Consider the following 22,882-nt stretch of genomic DNA (forward strand, 5'->3'; position numbering starts at 1 on the left):
TGCCGCCGTCCTAGGACCCGTCCGCCGGGGGTGGCGGGAGGACGGCGATGAGGCGTTCGAAGCGGGTGCGCCAGCCCCGCTCGGACTCCCGCTCGCCCTGGAACTCGTGGGTGAAGCGCAGCGCGCTGCCCCGCTCCCCGTCCCGCTCCAGGTGGAAGCGGAGACGGCCGCCGCCCTCCACGGTGTACTCGGCGACCCGGTCCACGTCCCACGCGGTGACCTGCCCGCTGCCCAGGTCGCGCAGGGCGACCCGGCCGCCGAGGCGGGGTTCGAGGACATCGGCGGCGGTGCACCAGCGCCCCAGCCCCTCCGGGGTGGCCACCGCCGGCCAGACCGTCTCCATGGACTGCGGGAGCCGCACCAGCAAATGCAGGATGTGGGTGTTCCCGTGGGTCTGGCTGGTGCCCTGTTCGACACAACCGGTCATGACACCAGCCTGACCCGAACGGGTGGCTCGTGCACCCCTGGGCGCCCGGCCGGGCGCCCCGGACGCCTCAGACGCCGGCGTAGGAGTGCTTGCCGGTGACGAAGATGTTCACGCCGTAGTAGTTGAACAGCCAGCAGGCGAAGGCGATCATCGCCAGGTAGGCGGCCTTGCGGCCCTTCCAGCCGGCCGTGGCGCGGGCGTGCAGGTAGCAGGCGTACGCGATCCAGGTGATGAAGGACCAGGTCTCCTTGGGGTCCCAGTTCCAGTAGCGGCCCCAGGCGTCGCCCGCCCAGATCGCGCCCGCGATGATCGTGAACGTCCACAGCGGGAAGACGGCCGCGTTGACCCGGTAGGCGAACTTGTCCAGGGAGGCGGAGGCGGGCAGCCGCTCCAGCACCGAGGTGGCGAACCGGCCGGGCTTGCCGCCGCCGAGCAGCTTGGTCTCGTAGGAGTCCTTGAACAGGTACAGGATCGTGGCGACCGCGCCGACGTAGAAGACCGCGCCGCAGAAGATCGCGGTGGAGACGTGGATGTACAGCCAGTACGAGTGCAGGGCGGGGACCAGCTGGTCGCTCGCCGTGTACAGCACGGTGACCGCCAGGCCCAGGTCGAGCAGGACGGTCGTGACGAGGAACAGGCCCATCCAGCGGACGTTCTTCCGCAGCGCCAGCAGCGTCAGGTAGACCGCGACGGCGACCGTGGAGAAGGTGATGTTGAACTCGTACATGTTGCCCCACGGCGCCCGCTGCACCGAGGCGGCGCGGGCGACGACGCCCGCCAGCTCCACGGCGAAGGCGAGCACGGTGAGGGAGATGGCGATCCGGCCGTACAGGTCGCCCTGCTCGTCACCGCCGTGCGCGCCGGGGCCGTCCGGCACGTCCCGGGCACCGGAGGCGGCCCGGACGACGACCTTGGGCCGCTCCAGCACCGCGGTGGCGCCGCCCTGCCGCACGCTCACCGCGGGCGCGGCGGCCGCCCCGGCCGAGGGGGCGGTGAGCGCGGCGGCCGTACGGCCCACCTTGCTCCGGCTGCCGAGCAGCCATTCGGCGATGTAGGCGAAGAAGGCGAGGGTGTAGACGGCCATCGAGGAGTAGATCAGCGTGTTGCTGATGCTCGCGAGATGTTCGTTGGTTGCGGCGGCGAGAGTCACTTCTCAGCCCCTTCGGCAGGTACGACGTGGCGGTCGGGGGTTTTGTCGGGTGACGCGGTGCTGTCGCCGGGCTCCGGTGCCCCCGGCGCCCGGTCGTAGAGGATTCCGGCGAGGTCGCCCAGTTCCTCGGGCACCTTCGCCGACTCGCTGCGGCCGAGCCCGGCCAGTTCGACGACCGTGACGCCGTCGGCGCCGCGGACCGCGCGCACCCAGACCCGGCGGCGCTGGATGAACAGGGAGGCGGCCAGGCCGAGGATGGCGCCGAGCGCACCGGCGAGCGCCCAGACGCTGCCGGGCTCCTGGACGACCTCGAAGCCGGCCCACTCCTTCACGCCCTTCTCGAACGTGATCGAGCCGGCCCCGTCGGGCAGCCGCATGGTCTGCCCGGGCTTGAGCAGCTTCTTCAGCGGCTGGCCCGTGGCGTCCTTGTAGGCCTTCATGTGCTTCTTGTCGAGCTGGTACACGCTCTGCGGAATGCCCGAGTCGACGCCGAGGTCGCCGTGGTAGGCGTTCACCGCGAGCAGCGGATTGAGCAGCGCCGGGAACTGGGAGAGCATCGTGCCGCTCTGCGAGCCGCCGAAGGTCGGCACGAAGAACGCCTGGAAGCCGAGTTGCTCGGAGGTGCCGTGGGCGTCGCGGTAGCCGTCCATCACCTTGATCACACCGGACGAGGTGACGTTGCCGTCGAGCGGCAGCAGCGGCACGGCGTCGTGGTAGACGACGGCGCCCTTGGCGTCGCGGACGGTCACGACGGGCGCGTAGCCGTGGCTGACGAGGTAGACCTTGGCGTCGCCGATCTTCAGCGGCTCGTTGACCTTGACGGTGGTCGACCGCTGCTTGCCGTACGCGCCCTCGCTGTAGGTGATCCTCGCCTGGAAGGCGCGCGGCGTGCCCTTGCTGGGGCCGCTGGTCTCGTAGGTGGCCCGGAAGTCCTTCAGGTCGAAGCTGAACGGCGCCAGGTCGTCGGTACGGAAGAGGTTGCCGGACTTGAAGTCGTCGTACATCGGCAGCGCGTTGGAGAAGCCGTCGCCCTCGACGACCAGCTTGGTGCCGTCCGACTTGTACAGCTGGCCGGAGGCGAAGGCGACCAGCAGCACGATCAGCGCGCAGTGGAAGAGGAGGTTGCCCAGCTCACGGACGTACCCCTTCTCGGCGGCGACGGCGTCCCCGGCGACGTGGGCGCGGAAGCGGCGCTTCTTCAGCAGGGCGAGGGCGACCTCGCGGACCTGCTCCGGCTCGGCGGTGGTGCGCCAGGTGGTGTACGCGGGCAGCCGGTCGAGCCGCCTGGGGGCGCCCGGCGGACGGCCGCGCAGCTGGCCCACGAACTGCCAGGTGCGGGGCACGATGCAGCCGATGAGGGAGACGAACAGCAGGATGTAGATCGCGGAGAACCACACCGAGCTGTAGACGTGGAAGAGGCCCAGCTTGTCGTAGAGGGGCGCGAGGGTGCGGTGGGCCTTGCGGAAGTCCTCGACCTTGGTGGCGTCGATGCCGGTCTGCGGGATCAGCGAGCCGGGGATCGCGCCGAGGGACAGCAGCAGGAGCAGGATCAGCGCGACCCGCATCGAGGTCAGCTGCCGCCAGAACCAGCGGATCCAGCCGACCACCCCGAGGGACGGCAGGCTCACCGCCTCCTCCTGCGGGGCGGTGGACAGCTGGGAACCGGCCGCTCCCAGGTCCTGCCGGTCCTGCTGTTCCAGCCGGTCCTGCCGGTCGGCTTCGCCGGCGGAGGTGCCGGGGGTGCCGGAGGTGGTCTCGCTCATCGATCAGATCCCCACAGTGAAGCCGTCGGACCAGGTCTGCATCTCCTGCACCAGACGGTCCCACGCGCCGGTGAGCAGCAGCACACCGGTCACGATCATCATGGTGCCGCCGATCCGCAGCACCCAGACATAGTGCCGCTTCACCCAGCCGAAGGCGCCGAGCGCCTTGCGGAAGGCGACCGCGGCCAGCACGAAGGGCACCCCGAGGCCCACGCAGTAGGCGACCGTCAGCACCGCGCCGCGGCCGGCGCTGGCCTGGTTCATCGCCAGCCCCTGCACCGAGGCCAGGGTCGGGCCGATGCAGGGCGTCCAGCCGATGCCGAACAGCGCGCCGAGCAGCGGCGCCCCGGCCAGCCCGGCCGTCGGCCGCCGGTGGAAGCGGAACTCGCGCTGGGTCAGCCAGGGCATCAGACCCATGAAGAACACGCCCATGGCCACCATGAGCACGCCCAGCACCCGGGTCAGGGTGTCCTTGTGCTCCTGGAGGTTCTGGCCGAAGAAACCGAAGAGGGCGCCGCCGGAGACGAACACGACGGTGAAGCCGAGGACGAACAGGGAGGCGCCCGCGACCATCCGGCCGCGCCGGGCGTCGGCCAGGTCGGTGCCGGCGACCCCGGTGACGTAGGAGAGGTAGCCGGGGACCAGCGGCAGCACGCACGGGGAGAAGAAGGAGACCAGTCCGCCCAGGACGGCGACCGGCAGGGCGATCAGCAGGGCTCCGCTGAGGACGGTCTCGTTGCGGCCGGTGACCGCGGCGAGCGTCAGGAGGGCACTCACGTCACTTCTCCGCCACGACCGGCTTGAGCATCGTGCGCAGGTTCTCCTCGCTGAGCGCCTCCAGCGCCCGCGCGGCGATCCGGCCGTCGCGGTCCAGGACCAGCGTGGAGGGGATCAGCTGCGGGTTGAGCATGCCCTTCGTGAAGCGGAGCATCAGCTTGCCCGTGGGGTCGTACAGGCTCGGGTAGCCGATGGCGTGCTCCTTCTCGAAGGCGATCGCCGGGGTGGTGCTGGTGTCCCGGGTGTTGACGCCGACGAACTCCACGCCCTTGCCCCGGTACTCCTTGGAGACCTTGGCGAAGTTCTGCGCCTCCGCCCGGCACGGGCCGCACCAGGAACCCCAGAAGTTGACCACGACGACCTGGCCCTTGTAGTCGCCGATGTCGAGGCTCTTGCCGTCGATGGTCTTGCCGGCGAGGTCGGGCGCGGCGGTCCGCTTGCCCGCCGGGGCGGTGTCGATGCCGTTGTGACCAGTGATGAAGTTGGTGTTGCCGCCCCCGCCGGAGGTGCCGCCGGAACCGCACGCGGACAGGGTCAGGGCCGCGACGGCGGCCACGGCGCTGAGCAGGACGGCGCGGCTACGGGTACTCATGTGAAAAGTTTCGCATGCCCGTTCCGGGGATCTTGCGCACCCCCCTTGCGGGTGGAAATCCGCATTTCAGGCAGCGGATCCGGCGGCCCCGGCACCCTTCGGCGCCAGCGCCTTCCAGCCGCCGACGGGCGCCTGGCCGACGTCCAGCGTGCGCAGCGCGGCGAGCACCTCGGGCCGCTGCGCGTCCAGCCAGTCCGTGAACTGCCGGAAGGAGACGAGCCGCACGTCGGCACCCTTCTCCTTCTCCCGGGCGATGTGCGTGAAGGCCTCCTCGACGGCGTCCATGTAGATGCCGCCGTTCCACTGCTCGAAGTGGTTGCCGATGAAGAACGGCGCCCGGTTCGTCTCGTACGCCCGGCGGAACCCGGCGATGTAGGCCTGCGCGGCCTGGCGGCGCCAGCCGGGGTAGTTGTAGGCGGGGGCGTTGGTGGAGGCGACGGACTGGTTGGCGAGGATGTTGTAGTCCATCGAGAGCACTTCGAACGAGTGGCCGGGGAAAGGTATCTGCTGAAGGGGCAGGTCCCAGATGCCGAGCTTCTTGGCGGGCCACACCTGGCGTCCGCCGGGCGAGGAGGCGTCGTAGCGCCAGCCCAGCTCGCGGGCCGCGGGCAGCAGGTTGCCCTGCCCGAGCAGACAGGGCGTACGGCCGCCGACCAGCTCCTTGTCGTAGTCGAAGGGCAGCGAGGGCAGATCGGTCCAGCCGGTGTTGGTGCGCCACTCCCGCACGAACGACCGGGCCTGCGCGATCTCGCTGCGCCACTGCTGTGCGGTCCAGTTGCCGACGGTGCCGTAGCCGGAGCAGAAGTGGCCGTTGAAGTGGGTGCCGATCTCGTGGCCCTCGAGCCAGGCGCGGCGGACGTTGGTGAGCGTGGCCCTGATGTGCTCGTCGGTGAGGTAGCCGATGTCGGAGGCGCCGCGCGGGTTGTTCGGGGGGTCGTACAGCCGCTTCTTCGACTCCGGGAGCAGGTACAGCCCCGAGAGGAAGAAGGTCATGCTCGCGCCGTGCTTCTTCGCCAGGTCCAGGAAGCGCGGGAAGAGTCCGTTGCCGACCTCGCCGGCGCCGTCCCAGGAGAAGATCACGAACTGCGGCGGGGCCTGGCCGGGCTCCAGCGGCTCGGGCGGGGCGGGCTGGTGGGGCTGCTTGCCGGTGAAGGAGGTCGAGCCGTCACCCAGCGGGCGGACGGGGTGGTGGGTGGCGCCGGCGCGGGGATGCCGGCCGCCCGCGCCGGAACCGGGAGCGTGCCCCTGGCCGTCCGACCCGGTGAGCGTCCCGCAGCCGGCGAGTCCGGCGGCGGCCGCGGCACCCGCGCCGAGGCCGAGTATCCCGCGCCGGGAGAGGGTCCGGGAGTGGGTGCGCATGGGGTCCCCGATTCGTCACGTCCTGCTGCTGGTCACCCAGACAGAGGGCGTGACGAACGGGGAGGTTCCCGGAGTTCTTACGCTTTTCGCAACAGTTGTAACAAAGCCGTCCGGGCGCGGGCACCTGAGCCCGTCCGGGCCGGGTTCAGGCGCCCGAGCCCGTCCGGGCCGGGTTCAGGCGCCGAAGGCCTTGCCCTGCGGCTGCCCCGCGCCCTTGACCGGCTTGGCGCCGGGGAGCAGATGGGCCGGGACCAGGTCGCGGGCGGGCTCGGTGTAGCCGACGGACACGATCCGGTCGCCCTGGTAGGTGAACGTGGTCAGCGAGGCGAGCGTGCACTGCCGCCGGCGCGGGTCGTGCCACAGCCGCCGCTTCTCCACGTACGAGCGCACGATCCAGATCGGCAGCTGGTGGCTCACCAGCACCGCCTCGTGCCCGCGCGCCCGCTCCTTGGCCGCCTCCAGCGCCCCCATCATCCGCACCACCTGGTCGATGTACGGCTCGCCCCAGGAGGGCCGGAACGGGTTGACGAGGTGGCGCCAGTTGTCCGGCTTGCGCAGCGCGCCGTCGCCGACGCCGAAGGTCTTGCCCTGGAAGACGTTCTCGGCCTCGATCAGCCGCGGGTCGGTGCCGAGGTCCAGCCCGTGCGCCTTGGCGATCGGGGTGGCGGTCTCCTGCGCCCGCTCCAGCGGGGAGGCGGCGACGTACGTCACGTCCCGGGAGGAGAGGTGCTCGGCGACCCGGTCGGCCATCTTCCGGCCCAGCTCGGAGAGGTGGTAGCCGGGCAGCCGCCCGTACAGGATGCCGTCGGGGTTGGCGACCTCACCGTGGCGCATGAGATGGACGACGGTGATGTCCTTGCCGGTGCCGCCGCCGCCGCTGTTGCCGCTGTTGCCCGTGTTGCCGTTGTCGCTGCTCATGCTGCCGTGGCCTCCGCGGCGGCTCGGGCCGCCGCCGGGAGGGCGTCGGCGATCTTCTGGATGGCCCGCTCGTCGTGGGCCGTGGACACGAACCAGGACTCGAAGGAGGACGGCGGCAGGTAGACGCCGTTCTCCAGCAGCGAGTGGAAGAACGCGGTGAAGCGGAAGGATTCCTGCCGCTTGGCGTCCTCGTAGGTGCGCACCTGCCGGTCGGTGAAGAACACGGAGAACATGTTGGAGGCGGACTGCAGCCGGTGCGCGACCCCCTCCTTGGCGAGCGCCTCGGTGACCAGGCCCTGGATCTGCGCCGAGACGGCGTCGACCGTGTCGTAGGCGGCGTCGTCGAGGAGCCGCAGCTGGGCGAGGCCGGCCGCGGTCGCCACCGGGTTCCCGGAGAGGGTGCCGGCCTGGTAGACGGGCCCGGCGGGGGCGAGGTGCGCCATGACGTCGGCCCGGCCGCCGAAGGCGGCGGCCGGGAAGCCGCCGCCCATGACCTTGCCGAAGGTCATCAGGTCGGGCCGGACCCCGTCGATCCCGTACCAGCCGCTGCGGCTGGTCCTGAACCCGGTCATCACCTCGTCGGAGATGTAGAGGGCGCCGTTCTTGGCGCAGGTGTCCTTCAGCCCCTGGTTGAACCCGGGGGCCGGCGGCACGACGCCCATGTTGCCGGGCGAGGCCTCCGTGATCACACAGGCGATCTCGCCGGGGTGCCGGTGGAAGGCCTCCTGCACGGCCTCCAGGTCGTTGTACGGCAGCACGATCGTGTCGCTCGCCTGGGCGCCGGTGACGCCCGGGGTGTCGGGCAGCGCGAAGGTGGCCACACCGCTGCCGGCGGCGGCGAGGAGCGAGTCGACGTGGCCGTGGTAGCAGCCGGCGAATTTGATCACCTTGGTCCGCCGGGTGAACCCGCGGGCGAGCCGGATGGCCGACATGGTCGCCTCGGTCCCGCTCGACACCAGCCGCACCTGCTCGACCGGCTCCACCCGGGCGACGATCTCCTCGGCGAGCGCGACCTCGCCCTCACCGGGGGTGCCGAAGGACGTACCGCGCGCGACGGCCTCCTGCACGGCGGCGACGACCTCCGGGTGCGCGTGGCCCAGGATCATCGGCCCCCAGGAGCAGACCAGGTCCACGTACTCCCGCCCGTCGGCGTCCGTCAGGTACGGACCCCGGCCGGACACCATGAACCGGGGCGTGCCGCCCACGGCGCCGAAGGCGCGCACCGGGGAGTTCACGCCACCGGGCGTGACGACGGCCGCACGGTCGAACAGCGCCTGGGAGACGGGCGCTTCGTAGGGATAGGGCAGTTCGCTCATGACGCTCATGACGTGCGACTTCTCCGACTTCTCGGAACTCCGGTTGCGTAGTGACTCCCTCAGGGTAGGCCGCGGTGGCCGCCGCCCCCGTCACCGCACGGCACCACCCGGCGCCGATCGCGATCACCCCGGCCGAGCGCGCGCGATCTGCGAGACTGAACGGCGGTACCCGCTGATACACACAGCTACGGCTCCGCGGCTCCTGGCGCTCACCGTGTCCAGGGGTGCGATGATCCGCGGACTGGTGTTTCACCGCACGTTTCGGCGAGCGGGCGTGGGGGAGGTCACTGACACGATGATCGGGTTGCGCGGCGGGGGCCGGGCGTCCTAGAAAAGCAGTCGGGTGGAGATATGCATCGCGGTGGCGGACTGGGCGAGGGGACTGATGACCTGGGTCCTCGACGTGCCCGGCGGGGAAGGCACCGGCGCGACGCGGAGGAAGCGAACGAACTGAGGCAGAGCGAGGCACGCCAGGCGGAGGCCCGCCAGGCGGAAGCACGTCAGGCCGAGGCGCGCCGGGCCGAGACGCGCCGGGCGCAGGGCGTGCACGATGTGCACGGCGTACAGGATGTGCAGAATGTGCACGGCGTGCAGGGTGTTCCCGGCGGGCAGGGCGCGCCGGCCGTCCCGGGTGCACAGGGTGTCCCGGGCACACAGGGTGTTTCGGGCGCGCAGGGCGTACCGGATGTATCGAATGAGTCCGAGCGACTCGAGCGGCGGGCCGACCACCAGGTCGAGCGCCGGATCGACCGCCTCCGGGCGGGGAGCAGGAATGGTGGTCGGGTGGGGGTGACGTACAAATACTTCGGCGCACCGGACGGCGCGACCGCGGCCCGCGTCCCGATCTCGATGCGCCCCGAGGAGCTCGGCGGTGACGAGCTGGGCATGAACGGCATGTTCACCAAGATCAAGCCGGAGACGATGGCCGCGATGGTCCTCACCGGCATCGAGGGCGTCCCCCTGCACAAGGTCCCGCCCCTGGAACTGGTCGTCCTCCACCCCGACTACGCGGTCGTCAAACTCCCCATGACCGTCGTCGACCCCCTGCGGGGCATCGGCGAGGAGGCGGTGGGCGCGGCGGCCTTCATCTGGTCCACGGTCCCGGACCGCGGCGGCCCCCGCGACGCGTTCAACGTCTACCAGCTGCTCCACGAGTGGCAGGACTTCAGCCACCGCCTGCACGAGGCGGGGCATCAGCCGTACTGCTTGGTGTGGCCCTGAGGCGGGGCTGCTGACGACGGGCGGGGTCTTCGGACCTCGCCCTTTTGCGTGTCCGCCTCCAGGTCCGCGCCGCGCGGGAGCCGGCCGGGGCTCGGCGGTGGGGCCGGGGCGCCGACCCTACGTATTGTAGGTTCGCTACCGCCAGTGGCCACGTCTGTTCTTCGGGGGGACATATGCAGGGAACGGCAACGGACGGTCGCGGGGCGGGGCGGGGGCTGGGGCCGACGGTGGCCGTGCTGGTCGTCAGCCTGGTGATCGCGGCCGTCGGCGTGTACGAACTCTGCGGGTTCGGCCTGCACAGCCTCGGCCGGCGCCCGCACCTGTTCAGCGACGGACTGGCCACCGGCGGGGTGATCGCCGCGGCGGTCGCGGCCGGGGCGGCGGCGGGCGACCTGGCCTGGCTGCTGACGGCGGCCCGCCGCCACGCGGACCGGGCCGGGGCGGCCGACCTGGCCGGCTGAGCCCGCGGCGGCGCTCCGCTCAGCCGCCCTCCCGCGTGCCGGCCAGGCCGCCGCCGACCGTGAAGCCGATGACCGCGCCGCCTCCGTCGCGGCGGCAGGCGAACGGGGTGCCGCCATGGGCCATGGCGACCTCCCGGACGATGGACAGGCCGAGCCCGGAGCCCGGCAGGGAACGGGCGTCGGCGGCGCGGTAGAAGCGGTCGAAGATGCGGATCAGGTCGCCCTCGGCGATACCGGGACCGCGGTCGGCGACCTCGACGCGGACCGTGCCGGGAGGGGGACCGCCGACCGGGCGGAGCCGGGAGGGGGGCCGGGCCGGGCCGGTGACGGTGACCTCGATGGGCGCATGGCCGTCGCGGTCGAACTTGGCGGCGTTCTCCACGAGGTTGGAGACGGCCCGCTGGAGCCTGCCGGGCCGGCCGTCGGTCGTCGTGTCGCCGCTCGCCCGCAGCACGATCTCCCGGCCGGTACGGCGCCGCGCCAGGCCCACGACGTCCTCGGCGATGTCGGCCAGGTCCACCCGCTGCGGCGGCTCGGCGTCGGACTGCCCGGCGGCCAGGTCGACCAGCTCGTTGACCAGGTCGGTCAGTTCCCGGGCCTCCTGGGTGAGGTCGGCGACCAGGTCGTCGCGGGTGGCGGGCGGGAGTTCGTCGATCCGGCGCAGCAGCGAGATGTTGGTGCGCAGCGACGTCAGCGGCGTGCGCAGCTCGTGGCCCGCGTCCTGGACCAGGCGGCGCTGGTCCTCCTCCGACTGGGCGAGGCGGCCGAGCATCCGGTCGAAGGCCCGGCCGAGGCGGCCGACCTCGTCCAGCCCGGCGACGGGCACCTGGATGCCGAGCTGCCGGGTGCGGGCCACGTCCTCGGCGGCGGAGGTGAGGACGACCAGCCGGCGGGTGATGCGCCGGGCCAGCCACCAGCCGAACAGCCCGGCCGCGACCACCACCGCCGCCATCAGCGCCAGGGTGCGCTGCTGGAGCGCCCGCAGCAGGTCCTCGGTGTCGCTGAACTCCTGCGCCACCTGCACCGCGCCCCGCCCGTCGCCGAGGGACACGGTCGCGATGCGGAACAGGTCCGCGCCGACCCGTACGTCCTTGTGCTGGAGCGTCCGTCCGGCCTCCCGGGCGGTGGCGACGGCCCGGTCCCGCGCGGTGACGGGCAGCACCGGGCTGCCGTGGTCGACGATCTGCCCCCGCGCGCCCAGCACCTGGACGTCGGTGCGGGCGGGCCGTACCACGTCGTGGCCGGGCCGCGAGGAGGAGAAGTCCCCGGGGACCATCTCGTGCTGGCGCACCTCGTCCTCGACGTCCCGCACGACCTGCGTGAACACCGACTGCTGGTCGACGCGGACCAGGCGCGCGGCGGCGCCGTACGACAGGATGCCGACGAGGATCGTGACGGCGGCGGCGACGGCCGCGAAGGACACCGCGAAGGTGGTGCGCAGGGACACCAGCTTGGGCCGGCGCAGCACGGGCGGCCGCCGCGGGCGGCGCACTCAGTCCTCCCGCAGCACGTAACCGACGCCCCGCACGGTGTGGATGAGCTGCGGCGCGCCGGGCTCGTCGAGCTTGCGGCGCAGGTAACCGACGTAGACGGCGAGGTTCTTGGAGCCGGGGCCGAAGTCGTAGCCCCAGATGCGGTCGTAGATGGTGGAGTGGTCGAGGACGATCCCGGCGTTGCGGACCAGCAGCTCCAGCAGCTCGAACTCGGTGCGGGTCAGCTCCAGTTCGCGCGGCCCGCGCCAGGCTCGGCGGGCCCGCGGGTCGACGCGCAGCCCGGCCGCCCCGATCTGCCGTTCGTCGCCCGGCGCCTCCCTGGGGGCGGCCGCACCGGCGCCTCCGCTTCCGCCCGCCCCGCCGCTGCCGTTGCCGGGGTTCACGGGCTCGGGGCTGGTGCGGCGCAGCAGGGCGCGCAGCCGGGCGAAGACCTCCTCGATGTCGAACGGCTTGAGCACGTAGTCGTCGGCGCCCGCGTCGAGGCCCGCGATGCGGTCGGCGGTCTCCACGAGGGCGGTGAGCATGAGGATCGGGGTGCGGTCGCCCTCGGCCCGCAGCACCCGGCAGACCTGGAGGCCGTCGATGCCCGGCATCATCACGTCAAGCACCAGGACGTCCGGGGGTGTCCGGTGGGCCTGCGCGAGCGCCTCGACGCCGTCGGCGACCGCCGTCACCTCGTAGCCCTCCAGGGTCAGGGCACGCTGGAGGGCATGTCGGATGGCACGGTCGTCCTCGGCGAGCAGCACAGTCTGGGGCACGTGCCCAGTCTGCCAAGGCCACCGGCGCCGCGGCCGGGCGAGCGGGCCCGCGACGACCTTTTTACCGGCCTCTCACCCTGCCGGGGCAGCGGGGTCTCACGCCCGCAGCGCCGCCAGCCGCTCCGCGAACGGTACGACCTCGAAGGCGTCAGCGGCGGCGCCGGACGCGCGGCCCCCGCCCGCTTCCGGGACCTGGGCCGCACCCGGCGCCGTCCGCGGCGCGGACAGCCCCGCCATCAGCGCCGCCAGCTCACCCGCGGCCCGCTCGATCCGTTCCGGCAGCCCCTCGGCGCCCCAGTCCTCCGAGGCTGCGTACACGGCCGTGGGCACGACGACGGCCCGCAGGTAGGCGAACAGCGGGCGCAGGGCGTGCTCCAGCACCAGCGAGTGCCGGGCGGTGCCGCCGGTCGCCGCGATCAGCACCGGCTTGCCCGCCAGCGCGTCCTTGTCGAGCACGTCGAAGAAGGACTTGAACAGCCCGCTGTACGACGCGGTGAACACGGGCGTGACGACGATCAGGCCGTCCGCCTCCGTCACCGCCGCCAGCGCGGCCGCGAGGGTCCGGCCCGGGAAGCCGCTGGTGAAGTGGTGCGCGATCTCGACCGCGAGGTCCCGCAGCTCGACCACCCGCAGGTCCACCGGCGTCTGGCGCCCCACCGCGGCGGCCAGCCGGTCGGCCAGCAGCCGGGTGGAGGACGGGACGCTCAGCCCCGCGGAGACGACGACGAGCTTCATACGGCGGTCACCCCTGCCTCTTCCTGCGTGTTCTGTGCGGCGGCGAGCAGGGACGCGTGGGTGGGCGCCTCCGGCACCTCGGCCGGACGGTCCTTCGCGAACTCCTTGCGCAGCACCGGTACGACCTCCTCGCCGAGCAGGTCGATCTGCTCCAGCACGGTCTTCAGCGGCAGCCCGGCGTGGTCCACCAGGAACAGCTGGCGCTGGTAGTCGCCGGCGTACGCGCGGAAGGACAGCGTCTTGTCGATGACCTGCTGCGGGGAGCCGACGGTCAGCGGCGTCTGGTCGGTGAAGTCCTCCAGGGAGGGCCCGTGGCCGTAGACCGGCGCGTTGTCGAAGTACGGCCGGAACTCGCGCACCGCGTCCTGCGAGTTCTTCCGCATGAACACCTGGCCGCCGAGTCCGACGATCGCCTGCTCCGGCGTGCCGTGCCCGTAGTGGGCGTACCGGGTGCGGTACAGCTCGATCATCCGCTTGGTGTGGTCGGCGGGCCAGAAGATGTTGTTGTGGAAGAAGCCGTCGCCGTAGAAGGCGGCCTGCTCGGCGATCTCCGGGGAGCGGATGCTGCCGTGCCAGACGAACGGCGGGACCCCGTCCAGCGGCCGGGGCGTGGCGGTGAAGCCCTGGAGCGGGGTGCGGAACTTGCCCTCCCAGTCCACGACGTCCTCGCGCCACAGCCGTCGCAGCAGGGCGTAGTTCTCGACGGCGAGGTTGATGCCCTGGCGGATGTCCTGGCCGAACCAGGGGTAGACCGGCCCGGTGTTGCCGCGGCCCATCATCAGGTCGACACGCCCGTCGGCCAGGTGCTGGAGCATCGCGAAGTCCTCGGCGATCTTCACCGGGTCGTTGGTGGTGATGAGGGTGGTGGAGGTGGAGAGGATGAGCTTCCGCGTCTGCGCCGCTATGTAGCCGAGCATCGTGGTCGGCGAGGACGGCACGAACGGCGGGTTGTGGTGCTCACCGGTCGCGAAGACGTCCAGGCCCACCTCCTCGGCCTTCAGCGCGATGGCGACCATGGCCTTGATCCGCTCGCGCTCGGTCGGCGTACGGCCCGTGGTGGGGTCCGCGGTGACGTCACCGACGGTGAAGATCCCGAACTGCATGGTCGCTCGACCTCCAGGTTGTTGATGATTCAACTATACCCGTGAACGACCACCCGCCCGGCGGTATTCCGCCCCCCTCCGCGAGCGAGCCTCAGGCCCGCCCTTCCCGGAGCCGGGCCACCTGCTCGCCGGAGAACTCCACCGTGCGCCGCATGTGCTTCACGATCGCGGCGAGTTCGGCGTCGTCCAGCTCGTCGAAGAGCGCGGACCAGTCCCCGGCCAGCCCTTCCCACATCCGCCCGAACTCCGCGATCCGCTCGGGCACGGTCACCACCAGCACCCGGCGCCGGTCGGCCGCGTCGCGCCGCCGCTCCACGTAGCCCGCGCGCTCGAGCCGGTCCACCAGCCGGGTCGCCGACCCGGTGGTCAGCCCGGTCAGCTCCGCGACCCGGCCCGTGGTCACCGGCTCCGCCTCCAGCGTGAGCAGGTTCAGGCACTGCAGATCGGTGGGGTGCAGCCCGAGGCGGTCGGCGACGGCCTGGTTGAACAGGGCGTAGGACGCCATGTACCGGCGCGAGACGGTGGACAGCTCCGCCAGCAGCCCGGACCGCGGGCTCGTACCGTTCCCGCCCATGCGGTGCACCCCTTCGCTGCGTCGGCCGCGCCGTCCCGTCCGCGCGGTGCGGTGATCGTACGTCGCCGGGGTGCCCCGCCGGCCCGGCCACACTCCGGCACCCGGGCACCTCCCCACCCGCCGCCCGCACCGCCGCCCGGGCGCGTGCGAAGCTGCCCGCATGCTGATCGTCCGCTCCGCCGCCCTCTTCGTCGTCGCCGCGCTGTTCGAGATCGGCGGGGCCTGGCTGGTCTGGCAGGGCGTGCGCGAGCACCGGGGCTGGCTGTGGGCGGCCGGCGGGGTGCTGGCCCTGGGCGCGTACGGCTTCGTCGCCACCTTCCAGCCCGACGCACCCTTCGGCCGCGTCCTCGCCGGGTACGGCGGTGTCTTCGTGGCGGGCTCGCTCCTGTGGGGCGCGGTCGCCGACGGCTACCGCCCCGACAGCTGGGACCTCACCGGGGCGGCGATCTGCCTGGCGGGGATGGCGGTGCTCATGTGGGCCCCGAGGAACGGCGGCTGACGCGCGCCGAGGGGGCTCGCGTTCACCCGGGGTCCTTCTGCCGTCGCTCACCGCAGACCCTAGGCTGGACGCAGCCGTCCGCCCGTACGACCGAACGCCCCAGGAGCAGCCCATGGCCACCGCCGCCCCGTCCCCGGCCTCCCGCATCGCCGTCGTCACCGGTGCGAGCAGCGGAATCGGTGCCGCGACGGCCCGCGCACTCGCCGCGGCCGGATACCGGGTGGTGCTGACCGCCCGTCGCAAGGACCGTATCGAGGCGCTGGCGGAGGAGATCAACGCGGCCGGCCACGCGGCGACCGCGTACCAGCTGGACGTCACCGACCGCGCCGCGGTGGACGAGTTCGCCACGGCGTTCAAGACGGTCGGCGTCCTGGTGAACAACGCGGGCGGCGCGCTCGGCGCGGACCCGGTCGCGACCGGCGACCCGGCGGACTGGCGCACGATGTACGAGACGAACGTCATCGGCACCCTGAACGTCACCCAGGCCCTGCTGCCGAAGCTGGAGGCGAGCGGTGACGGCACGGTGGTGGTGCTGTCCTCCACCGCGGGCCACGGCACCTACGAGGGCGGCGGCGGCTACGTCGCCGCCAAGCACGGCGCGCACGTCCTCGCCGAGACCCTGCGGCTGGAGATCGTCGGCCGGCCGGTCCGGGTGATCGAGATCGCGCCCGGCATGGTGAAGACCGACGAGTTCGCGCTGACCCGGTTCGGCGGCGACGAGGAGCGGGCCGCGAAGGTCTACGAGGGCGTCGCCGAGCCCCTCACCGCGCAGGACGTGGCCGAGACCATCGCCTGGACGGTGACCCGGCCCAGCCACGTCAACATCGACCTGCTGGTCGTCCGGCCCCGCGCCCAGGCCTCCAACACCAAGGTCCACCGGGAGCGCTGACCGGCGCCGGCCACCGCGGACCGCACCGCGCGCCGGTGCGGTCCGCTCAGCCCTTGACGCACACCACCTGCCGCAGCTTGGCCACCACCTCGACGAGGTCCCGCTGCTGCTCGATGACCTGGTCGATCGACTTGTAGGCGCCCGGGATCTCGTCGACGACGCCGGAGTCCTTGCGGCACTCCACGCCCCGGGTCTGCTCCTCCAGGTCCCGGGTCGAGAAGCGCCGCTTGGCGGCGTTGCGGCTCATGCGCCGGCCCGCGCCGTGCGAGGCGGAGTTGAAGGCCTTCTCGTTGCCGAGGCCCTTGACGATGTAGGAGCCGGTGCCCATGGAACCGGGGATGATCCCGTACTCGCCGGAGCCCGCGCGGATCGCGCCCTTGCGGGTGACCAGCAGGTCCATGCCGTCGTAGCGCTCCTCGGCCACGTAGTTGTGGTGCGCGCTGATCTCCGGCTCGAAGGCGGGCTTCGCCTTCTTGAACTCCTTGCGGATCACGTCCTTCAGCAGCGCCATCATGATCGAGCGGTTGTGCCTGGCGTACTCCTGCGCCCAGAACAGGTCGTTGCGGTAGGCCGCCATCTGCGGGGTGTCCGCGACGAAGACGGCGAGGTCGCGGTCGACCAGGCCCTGGTTGTGCGGCAGCTTCTGGGCGACGCCGATGTGGTGCTCGGCCAGCTCCTTGCCGATGTTGCGCGATCCGGAGTGCAGCATCAGCCACACCGCGCCCTCGGTGTCGACGCACACCTCGACGAAGTGGTTGCCGCCGCCGAGCGTGCCCATCTGGAGGGCGGCCCGCTCCCGGCGGAAGCGCACGGCCTCGGCGACCCCGTCGAACCGTGCCCAGAAGCCGTCCCACCCGGAGGTGGGCAGCGCGTGGAAGCGTCCGGGCTCGACCGGGCTGTCGTGCATGCCCCGCCCGACCGGGATCGCCTCCTCGATCCTGTTCCGCAGGCGCGAGAGGTCGCCCGGCAGGTCGTTGGCGGTCAGCGACGTGCGCACCGCCGACATCCCGCACCCGATGTCGACGCCCACCGCGGCCGGGCACACCGCGTCGCGCATCGCGATCACCGAGCCGACCGTCGCGCCCTTGCCGTAGTGCACGTCCGGCATCACCGCCAGGCCCTTGATCCAGGGCAGCGTGGCGACGTTCTGGAGCTGGCGCAGCGCCACGTCCTCGACCGTCGCGGGGTCGGTCCACATCCGGATCGGTACCTTCGCGCCCGGCATCTCCACGTACGACATGTCTTCCCCGTTCCCCGGAATACCCGGCGACTTCCAGCAATACCCAGCAATAGTCGGCAAAAAATACTTACGCAAGAAAACGCAAATGCCATGCCAAGGTCGGCGAAAAGGGACAACGGACCGGCGTTCACAGCAGTGCGTGCGATACACATTGTCTCCAGTGGGCGCCCTGCCGCGGCAAGCGAATAACCAGCGGGGACGCCCGCGGACCGGGCGGGGCCCGGGCCAGACCGAGCGACACCGAGCGACCGGAACACCGTCGAGAGGAGCCCGACCGTGCAGCGGAAGGCGTACACAACCGGCATCGCCGCCCTGCTCGTGGCGCTGCTCGCCGGCTGCACGAGCGGCTCGGGCTCCGGCGGCCCCACGGACGACGCCAACCCCGGCGACGCCGGCACCGCCACCATCGCGGCGCAGCCCGGCAAGTACCGCTTCCTGCCGGAGCCCTGCGGCGCGGTCGGCCAGGACAGCCTCGACTCCCTGCTGCCGGGCCTCGCGCAGCTCACCGACCAGGACCAGCGCGACAAGGCCTACGCGGGCGAGGCCACGGTCACCTTCGACACCGACCGCAAGGTGGGCTGCCGCTGGAAGGTCGAGTCCGCCGCCGCCACCGACCGGCTGCACGTCGACTTCGAGCGCGTGGTGAGCTACGACAACGCGGTCAGCGACGACGCCGAGGCACAGAAGCTGTACACGCAGAAGCAGGCGGCGGCCGATCTGCCCGACCCGGCCACCAGCACGCCGGCCACCTCCTCCAGCCCGGCCGGCACCCCCTCCGCCGGCGCCTCGGCGTCCCCCGGGGGCGGCGACCCGTCCGACGCCGGCGCCGACGCGTCCCCCGGCCCGGACTCCGGTGGTGGCTCCGGCAAGGGCCCCGAGGCCGGCTCCGACGACTCCTCCGCACCGGCGTCGGCCGCCACGGGCGCCTCGGGAGCCGCCTCCGCCGACCTCCAGCCACGCCTGCTGACCGGTCTCGGTGACGAGGGGTACCTCGACGACCAGCTCGGCGACTCCGGTCCGACGGCCGGACAGCGGACGGTGACTGTGGTGTTCCGCACGTCCAACGTCGTCGTCACCATCGAGTACGAGGAGCAGCCGACGGCCACCGGAACGGTCCCGGACAGCAAGGAAATGCAGGACAGGGCCCAGAATCTGGCCGCCCAACTGGCCAGCGCCCTCAACGGCTGACGCCCCGTCCGCCCCCTGCCGCCCTCGCGCGCGAAGCCGGTGCACACCGACCGCACAGCCCCTTCACCGCGTACCGTGGCCCGGCAGGAACCCGCACGACCACCGAGTGTCATGAGTGAAGGAACCATGCAGCGAGCTGACCAGCGAGACGCCCACCGCGCCGGACGAGAGAAGCGATCGGGGCGCCTGACCCGCGCACTTGTCTGCGCGGCCGCCGTTCCCGTGGTGCTGTTCGCGGCCGGCTGCTCCTCCGGCTCCGGCGACGCCAAGGGCAGCGACGGCTCCGGCGCCCGGCAGAGCAGCGACGCCCCGACGCCCTCCGCGAGCGCCTCCCCGACCGTCCGGGCGGCCGCCTACCGGACGTTGCCGGAGCCGTGCGCCGCGCTGTCGAAGAAAACCCTCACCGATCTCGTGCCGAAGGGTGCGAAGTCGGGCAAGGAGGGCACGTCCGACGACACCTCCTCGCGGGCCAGTTGCTCCTGGAGCAGTCTGGACAACAACGGCGTCAAGGGCTCCCAGTTCCGCTGGCTCAACGTCTCCCTCCTCCGCTTCGACTCCGACGCCAACCGCGGCGCGGGCGACGAGCAGGCGCACGCCTACTACGCCCAGCAGGTCCAGGAGGCCAAGGGCGTCGACGGCGCGAAGAAGGTCACGGCCCAGCCGGTCGCCGCGACCGGTGACGAGGCGACGGCCGTGCGCTACGACCTGAAGAAGAAAGAGGGCAGCTTCAAGCAGCAGACGGTGGTGGCGCGCGTCGAGAACGTCGTCGTCACCGTCGACTACAACGGAGCCGGCCTGGCGGGCGAGAAGACCCCCGACGCGGACGATCTGACCAAGGCCGCCGAGAAGGCCGTACGGGAGGTCGTGGCCGCCGTGTCGTCGGCCAACAACGGTGGCGGCGGGGCCGGTTCGGGCTCCACCTCCTCCGGCGCCCCCGCCGCCCCCTCGGCGTCCGCCTCGAAGTCCGCCAAGGCCTCCCCCTCGAAGTCGGCGAGCGAGCCGGCCTCGAAGTCGCCGTCCGCGAGTGCCTCCCCGAGCAGGTCGGCGTCCCGCGCGGCGGCCGCGAAGAGCTGACCGGTAGCACGTTCGCCGCACACGTGTGCCACTCTGTTGCGCGCAACAACACGCAAAGGGAGGGGAGTACGAGTGGCCGCGCCACTTCAGCTGACTCGGATGCACCGCGTACTCATCGGCGTGGTCGTGACCGGCGCGGTGATCATCGCCGGGATCGGCTTCGCCGGTTCGTACGCGGCCGTCCGTGAGCTGGCCGTCGAGAAGGGCTTCGGGAACTTCTCCTACGTCCTCCCGGTCGGCATCGACGCCGGCATCTGTGTCCTGCTCGCGCTGGACCTGCTGCTGACCTGGATCCGCATCCCCTTCCCGCTGCTGCGCCAGACGGCGTGGCTGCTGACGGCGGCGACGATCGCCTTCAACGGCGCGGCGGCCTGGCCGGACCCGCTGGGCGTCGGCATGCACGCGGTGATCCCGATCCTGTTCGTGGTCTCCGTCGAGGCGGCCCGGCACGCCATCGGCCGCATCGCCGACATCACCGCCGACAAGCACATGGAGGGCGTCCGCCTCACCCGGTGGCTGCTCTCCCCGCTGCCCACCTTCCTGCTGTGGCGGCGCATGAAGCTGTGGGAGCTGCGCTCCTACGAGCAGGTCATCAAGCTGGAGCAGGAACGTCTCGTCTACCAGGCCAGGCTCCGCTCCCGCTTCGGCCGCGCCTGGCGCCGCAAGGCCCCGGTGGAGTCGCTGATGCCGCTGCGCCTGGCCCGCTACGGCGTCCCGCTCGCCCAGACCGCCCCGGCCGGACTGGCGGCGGCCGGCATCGAACCCGCGGTGCTGCCCCCCGCGCCCCAGCCGGCCGAGGCGCTGACCGCCGCGCCCGCGGCCGGCCGCGCCGCCGTCGAGGCCGCGCCCGCCGGACAGCGGCAGCAGCCGGGCGCCGGTGCGCAGCGCCCCGAGCCGCTCGAGGAGGAGGCGAGCCCGTGGTTCCAGACGCCCCGCGAGGTCGACTACCACGGCGGCTACGACCCCACCTTCGAGCCTCCTTACGACCCCCAGTACGTCCCCGAGGAGCAGTACGAGGACTGGTACGAGGAGCAGCTGCCCGAGCACTACCAGCAGAACCAGCCGCAGCGCCGCCCGCAGGCCCCCGCCCCGGAGCCCGCCGCCGACCAGCGGCCGCCGGAGCCGGTGTCGGAGGAGACCGGCAGCTTCCCCATCCCGTCCGGCCCGGGCCGCACCCGCCAGCTCGGCGAGGGCGGCGGCACCCCGGCCGCCGCACCGGACGAGGAGGCGTACTACCAGGTGTTCCGCCAGTCCATAGACGGCAGCTTCCCCACGCCCCGGGTGCTCGGCGACAACATCCAGGCCACCTACGGCACCACGCTCAGCCCGAGCGAGCTGAAGAACCTCACCGAGCGCTTCCAGAACCGCTTCAACGCGGAGCTGGAGGAGGACCACATCGCCTGACGGCGACCCGCTGTGCGGGAGTACGGCGAGAGGGGCGCCCGGTGATCACCGGGCGCCCCTCTCGCCGTGGTACCGGCCGCCGGTCGCGGCGGCCGGGGTGCCTACTCGCCCAGCAGGGTCCGCACCCGGTCCTGGCCGACCGCGAGGAGCAGGGTGGGCAGGCGCGGACCGGTGTCCCGGCCGACCAGCAGGTGGTAGAGCAGCGCGAAGAACGACCGCTGGGCGGTCTTGATCTCCGGCGGCAGCTCCTTCGGCGTGGCGTCGGCGGAGAACCCGGCCTGCACCTTCGGCACGCCGTAGACCAGGTGGCTCAGCCCGTCCAGCGACCAGTGTTCGGCCAGCCCGTCGAGCAGCAGCCGCAGCGACTGCCGGGAGGCCTCGTCGAGCGACTTCAGCAGCTCGGCGTCCGGCTCGGACCGCACGATGGTCCGCTGGTCGGCCGGCACGTGCGTGTTGATCCACGCCTCGGCCCGGTCGAAGCGGGGCCGGACCTCCTGAAGCGAGGAGAGCGGGTTCGCCGGATCCAGCTCGCTCAGGATGCGCAGCGCCTGGTCCTGGTGCCCGGCGGTGATGTCCGCGACGGACGCCAGCGTGCGGTACGGCAGCGGGCGCGGCGTGCGCGGCAGCTCACCGGCGGCGGTGCCGACCGCCCGGGTGTGGGCGGCGACGTCGGCCGGCAGGGCCGAGCCGTCGGCGACCTTCGCCCCCAGCTTGTCCCACTCGTCGTAGAGCCGCTGGATCTCCTGGTCGAAAGCGATCTTGAAGGACTGGTTGGGGCGCCTGCGGGCGTACAGCCAGCGCAGCAGCTGCGGCTCCATGATCTTCAGCGCGTCGGCGGGCGTGGGCACGCCGCCGCGCGAGGAGGACATCTTCGCCATGCCGCTGATGCCGACGAAGGCGTACATCGGCCCGATCGGCTGCTTGCCGCCGAAGATGCCGACGATCTGCCCGCCCACCTGGAAACTCGACCCCGGGGAGGAGTGGTCGACACCGGAGGGCTCGAAGACGACCCCCTCGAACGCCCACCGCATCGGCCAGTCGACCTTCCACACCAGCTTGCCGCGGTTGAACTCGCTCAGCCGCACCGTCTCCGCGAAGCCGCACACGGTGCAGGTGTACGCCAGCTCGGTGCTGTCGTCGTCGTAGGCGGTGACCGTGGTCAGGTCCTTCTCGCAGTTGCCGCAGTACGGCTTGTACGGGAAGTACCCGGCGGAACCGGAGGAGCCGTCGTCCTCGGACGCCGCGCCCGAGCCCTCCTCGGCCTCCAGCTCCGCCTCGTCCACCGGCTTCTGCTGCTGCTTCTTGGCCGGGGCCTTCTTGGTCCGGTACTGGTCCAGGATGGCGTCGATGTCGGCGCGGTGCCGCATCGCGTGCAGGATCTGCTCGCGGTAGACGCCGGAGGTGTACTGCGCCGTCTGGCTGATGCCGTCGAACTCCACGCCCAGCTCGGCCAGCGACTCGGTCATCGCCGCCTTGAAGTGCTCCGCCCAGTTCGGGTGCGCCGAGCCGCGCGGCGCGGGCACCGACGTCAGCGGCTTGCCGATGTGCTCCAGGTAGGTCTCCTCGTCGACCCCGTCGATGCCCTTGGGCACCTTCCGGTAGCGGTCGTAGTCGTCCCAGGAGATGAGGTGGCGCACCTGGCGGCCCCGGCGCCGGATCTCGTCGGCGACCAGGTGCGGGGTCATGACCTCGCGCAGGTTGCCCAGGTGGATCGGCCCGGAGGGGGAGAGCCCCGACGCCACGACGACCGGTTTGCCCGGGGCCCGACGCTCCGACTCCTCGATGACCTCATCCGCGAAACGGGAGACCCAGTCGGCGGTCTCGGTGCTCTGACCCACGATCGGCACGTCCTCTTTCTGGCAGCGGTACGGAGAGTTCTCCACGGGCAGCCGGCACGCTCACACGGCTGACCGCTCCATTCTCCCAGACCCGCTCACGCCC

General features: G+C 72.2%; 23 protein-coding genes. 7 read left to right on the forward strand and 16 right to left on the reverse strand.

Features of this window, described 5'->3' with window-relative positions; genetic code table 11:
• Positions 1–10 precede the first annotated feature (10 nt).
• The 9 genes from ACZ6CZ_RS26625 to ACZ6CZ_RS26665 form a co-directional block, all read right to left on the reverse strand.
• Positions 11–427: an SRPBCC family protein gene (locus tag ACZ6CZ_RS26625; protein ID WP_469025879.1), complete on the reverse strand. Its 417-nt coding sequence runs from the start codon at positions 425–427 to the stop codon at positions 11–13.
• A gap of 67 nt (positions 428–494) precedes the next feature.
• Positions 495–1,577: a c-type cytochrome biogenesis protein CcsB gene (gene ccsB / locus ACZ6CZ_RS26630; RefSeq protein ID WP_469025881.1), complete on the reverse strand. Its 1,083-nt coding sequence runs from the start codon at positions 1,575–1,577 to the stop codon at positions 495–497.
• Positions 1,574–3,340 carry a cytochrome c biogenesis protein ResB gene (gene resB / locus ACZ6CZ_RS26635; RefSeq protein ID WP_469025884.1) on the reverse strand — a complete coding sequence of 589 codons (1,767 nt, stop codon included), beginning with the start codon at positions 3,338–3,340 and terminating at the stop codon, positions 1,574–1,576. Before resB ends, ccsB begins: the two co-directional genes overlap by 4 nt.
• Positions 3,341–3,343: 3 nt before the next feature.
• Positions 3,344–4,117: a cytochrome c biogenesis CcdA family protein gene (locus ACZ6CZ_RS26640; protein WP_469025886.1), complete on the reverse strand. Its 774-nt coding sequence runs from the start codon at positions 4,115–4,117 to the stop codon at positions 3,344–3,346.
• A gap of 1 nt (position 4,118) precedes the next feature.
• A complete protein-coding gene (locus ACZ6CZ_RS26645) occupies positions 4,119–4,709 on the reverse strand; it encodes a TlpA family protein disulfide reductase (protein ID WP_469025889.1) in 591 nt (196 codons plus the stop codon).
• A 66-nt stretch (positions 4,710–4,775) separates the two neighbouring features.
• Positions 4,776–6,068 carry a polysaccharide deacetylase family protein gene (locus ACZ6CZ_RS26650; RefSeq protein ID WP_469025892.1) on the reverse strand — a complete coding sequence of 431 codons (1,293 nt, stop codon included), beginning with the start codon at positions 6,066–6,068 and terminating at the stop codon, positions 4,776–4,778.
• 174 nt (positions 6,069–6,242) lie between these two features.
• Positions 6,243–6,902 (reverse strand): histidine phosphatase family protein, encoded by a 660-nt coding sequence (locus tag ACZ6CZ_RS26655; RefSeq protein ID WP_469026007.1) that lies wholly within the window; start codon positions 6,900–6,902, stop codon positions 6,243–6,245.
• A gap of 80 nt (positions 6,903–6,982) precedes the next feature.
• On the reverse strand, positions 6,983–8,302 hold the full coding sequence (hemL, locus tag ACZ6CZ_RS26660; RefSeq protein WP_469026010.1) for a glutamate-1-semialdehyde 2,1-aminomutase: 1,320 nt from the start codon (positions 8,300–8,302) through the stop codon (positions 6,983–6,985).
• A gap of 327 nt (positions 8,303–8,629) precedes the next feature.
• Entirely contained in the window at positions 8,630–8,887 is a 258-nt protein-coding gene (locus tag ACZ6CZ_RS26665; RefSeq protein ID WP_469025895.1) for a hypothetical protein, read from the reverse strand.
• 198 nt (positions 8,888–9,085) lie between these two features.
• On the opposite strand from ACZ6CZ_RS26665, the gene ACZ6CZ_RS26670 reads away from it, so the two are divergent.
• Both ACZ6CZ_RS26670 and ACZ6CZ_RS26675 read left to right on the forward strand, forming a co-directional pair.
• Positions 9,086–9,523, forward strand: coding sequence for a hypothetical protein (locus ACZ6CZ_RS26670; RefSeq protein ID WP_003974483.1), 438 nt, complete (start codon positions 9,086–9,088; stop codon positions 9,521–9,523).
• Between the two features lie 233 nt (positions 9,524–9,756).
• Positions 9,757–9,984, forward strand: coding sequence for a hypothetical protein (locus tag ACZ6CZ_RS26675; RefSeq protein ID WP_469025897.1), 228 nt, complete (start codon positions 9,757–9,759; stop codon positions 9,982–9,984).
• A gap of 19 nt (positions 9,985–10,003) precedes the next feature.
• Here the strand turns inward: ACZ6CZ_RS26675 and ACZ6CZ_RS26680 are convergent, their stop codons facing one another.
• The 5 genes from ACZ6CZ_RS26680 to ACZ6CZ_RS26700 form a co-directional block, all read right to left on the reverse strand.
• The gene (locus ACZ6CZ_RS26680) at positions 10,004–11,476 is read right to left on the reverse strand and encodes a sensor histidine kinase (protein WP_469025899.1); all 1,473 of its coding nucleotides are present in this window, start codon (positions 11,474–11,476) and stop codon (positions 10,004–10,006) included.
• The gene (locus ACZ6CZ_RS26685) at positions 11,477–12,235 is read right to left on the reverse strand and encodes a response regulator transcription factor (protein ID WP_469025901.1); all 759 of its coding nucleotides are present in this window, start codon (positions 12,233–12,235) and stop codon (positions 11,477–11,479) included. It abuts the gene before it with no gap.
• A gap of 96 nt (positions 12,236–12,331) precedes the next feature.
• The gene (locus tag ACZ6CZ_RS26690) at positions 12,332–12,970 is read right to left on the reverse strand and encodes an FMN reductase (RefSeq protein ID WP_469025904.1); all 639 of its coding nucleotides are present in this window, start codon (positions 12,968–12,970) and stop codon (positions 12,332–12,334) included.
• Positions 12,967–14,073, reverse strand: a complete 1,107-nt coding sequence (locus ACZ6CZ_RS26695; protein WP_469025906.1) for an LLM class flavin-dependent oxidoreductase — start codon at positions 14,071–14,073, stop codon at positions 12,967–12,969. The genes ACZ6CZ_RS26690 and ACZ6CZ_RS26695 overlap by 4 nt, the downstream gene beginning before the upstream one ends.
• Positions 14,074–14,164: 91 nt before the next feature.
• On the reverse strand, positions 14,165–14,647 hold the full coding sequence (locus ACZ6CZ_RS26700) for a MarR family winged helix-turn-helix transcriptional regulator (protein ID WP_469025909.1): 483 nt from the start codon (positions 14,645–14,647) through the stop codon (positions 14,165–14,167).
• A 160-nt stretch (positions 14,648–14,807) separates the two neighbouring features.
• On the opposite strand from ACZ6CZ_RS26700, the gene ACZ6CZ_RS26705 reads away from it, so the two are divergent.
• Entirely contained in the window at positions 14,808–15,146 is a 339-nt protein-coding gene (locus ACZ6CZ_RS26705) for a YnfA family protein (protein WP_469025911.1), read from the forward strand.
• Positions 15,147–15,258: 112 nt separating this feature from the next.
• The gene (locus ACZ6CZ_RS26710; RefSeq protein ID WP_469025913.1) at positions 15,259–16,035 is read left to right on the forward strand and encodes an SDR family NAD(P)-dependent oxidoreductase; all 777 of its coding nucleotides are present in this window, start codon (positions 15,259–15,261) and stop codon (positions 16,033–16,035) included.
• A gap of 46 nt (positions 16,036–16,081) precedes the next feature.
• Here ACZ6CZ_RS26710 and ACZ6CZ_RS26715 read toward each other — a convergent pair whose 3' ends face one another.
• On the reverse strand, positions 16,082–17,275 hold the full coding sequence (locus ACZ6CZ_RS26715; protein WP_469025915.1) for an RtcB family protein: 1,194 nt from the start codon (positions 17,273–17,275) through the stop codon (positions 16,082–16,084).
• Between the two features lie 276 nt (positions 17,276–17,551).
• Here ACZ6CZ_RS26715 and ACZ6CZ_RS26720 point away from each other — a divergent pair, with 276 nt between their 5' ends.
• The 3 genes from ACZ6CZ_RS26720 to ACZ6CZ_RS26730 all read left to right on the forward strand — a co-directional run bounded on the left by ACZ6CZ_RS26720 (position 17,552) and on the right by ACZ6CZ_RS26730 (position 20,941).
• Positions 17,552–18,463, forward strand: a complete 912-nt coding sequence (locus ACZ6CZ_RS26720; RefSeq protein ID WP_469025918.1) for a DUF3558 domain-containing protein — start codon at positions 17,552–17,554, stop codon at positions 18,461–18,463.
• A gap of 126 nt (positions 18,464–18,589) precedes the next feature.
• The gene (locus ACZ6CZ_RS26725; protein WP_469025921.1) at positions 18,590–19,537 is read left to right on the forward strand and encodes a DUF3558 domain-containing protein; all 948 of its coding nucleotides are present in this window, start codon (positions 18,590–18,592) and stop codon (positions 19,535–19,537) included.
• A gap of 99 nt (positions 19,538–19,636) precedes the next feature.
• Positions 19,637–20,941, forward strand: a complete 1,305-nt coding sequence (locus ACZ6CZ_RS26730) for a DUF2637 domain-containing protein (RefSeq protein ID WP_469025924.1) — start codon at positions 19,637–19,639, stop codon at positions 20,939–20,941.
• A 101-nt stretch (positions 20,942–21,042) separates the two neighbouring features.
• Here ACZ6CZ_RS26730 and lysS read toward each other — a convergent pair whose 3' ends face one another.
• Positions 21,043–22,788: a lysine--tRNA ligase gene (gene lysS / locus ACZ6CZ_RS26735; RefSeq protein WP_469025926.1), complete on the reverse strand. Its 1,746-nt coding sequence runs from the start codon at positions 22,786–22,788 to the stop codon at positions 21,043–21,045.
• Between the last annotated feature and the right edge of the window lie 94 nt (positions 22,789–22,882).

The sequence above is a fragment of the Streptomyces sp. NPDC041135 genome, from assembly GCF_055592085.1.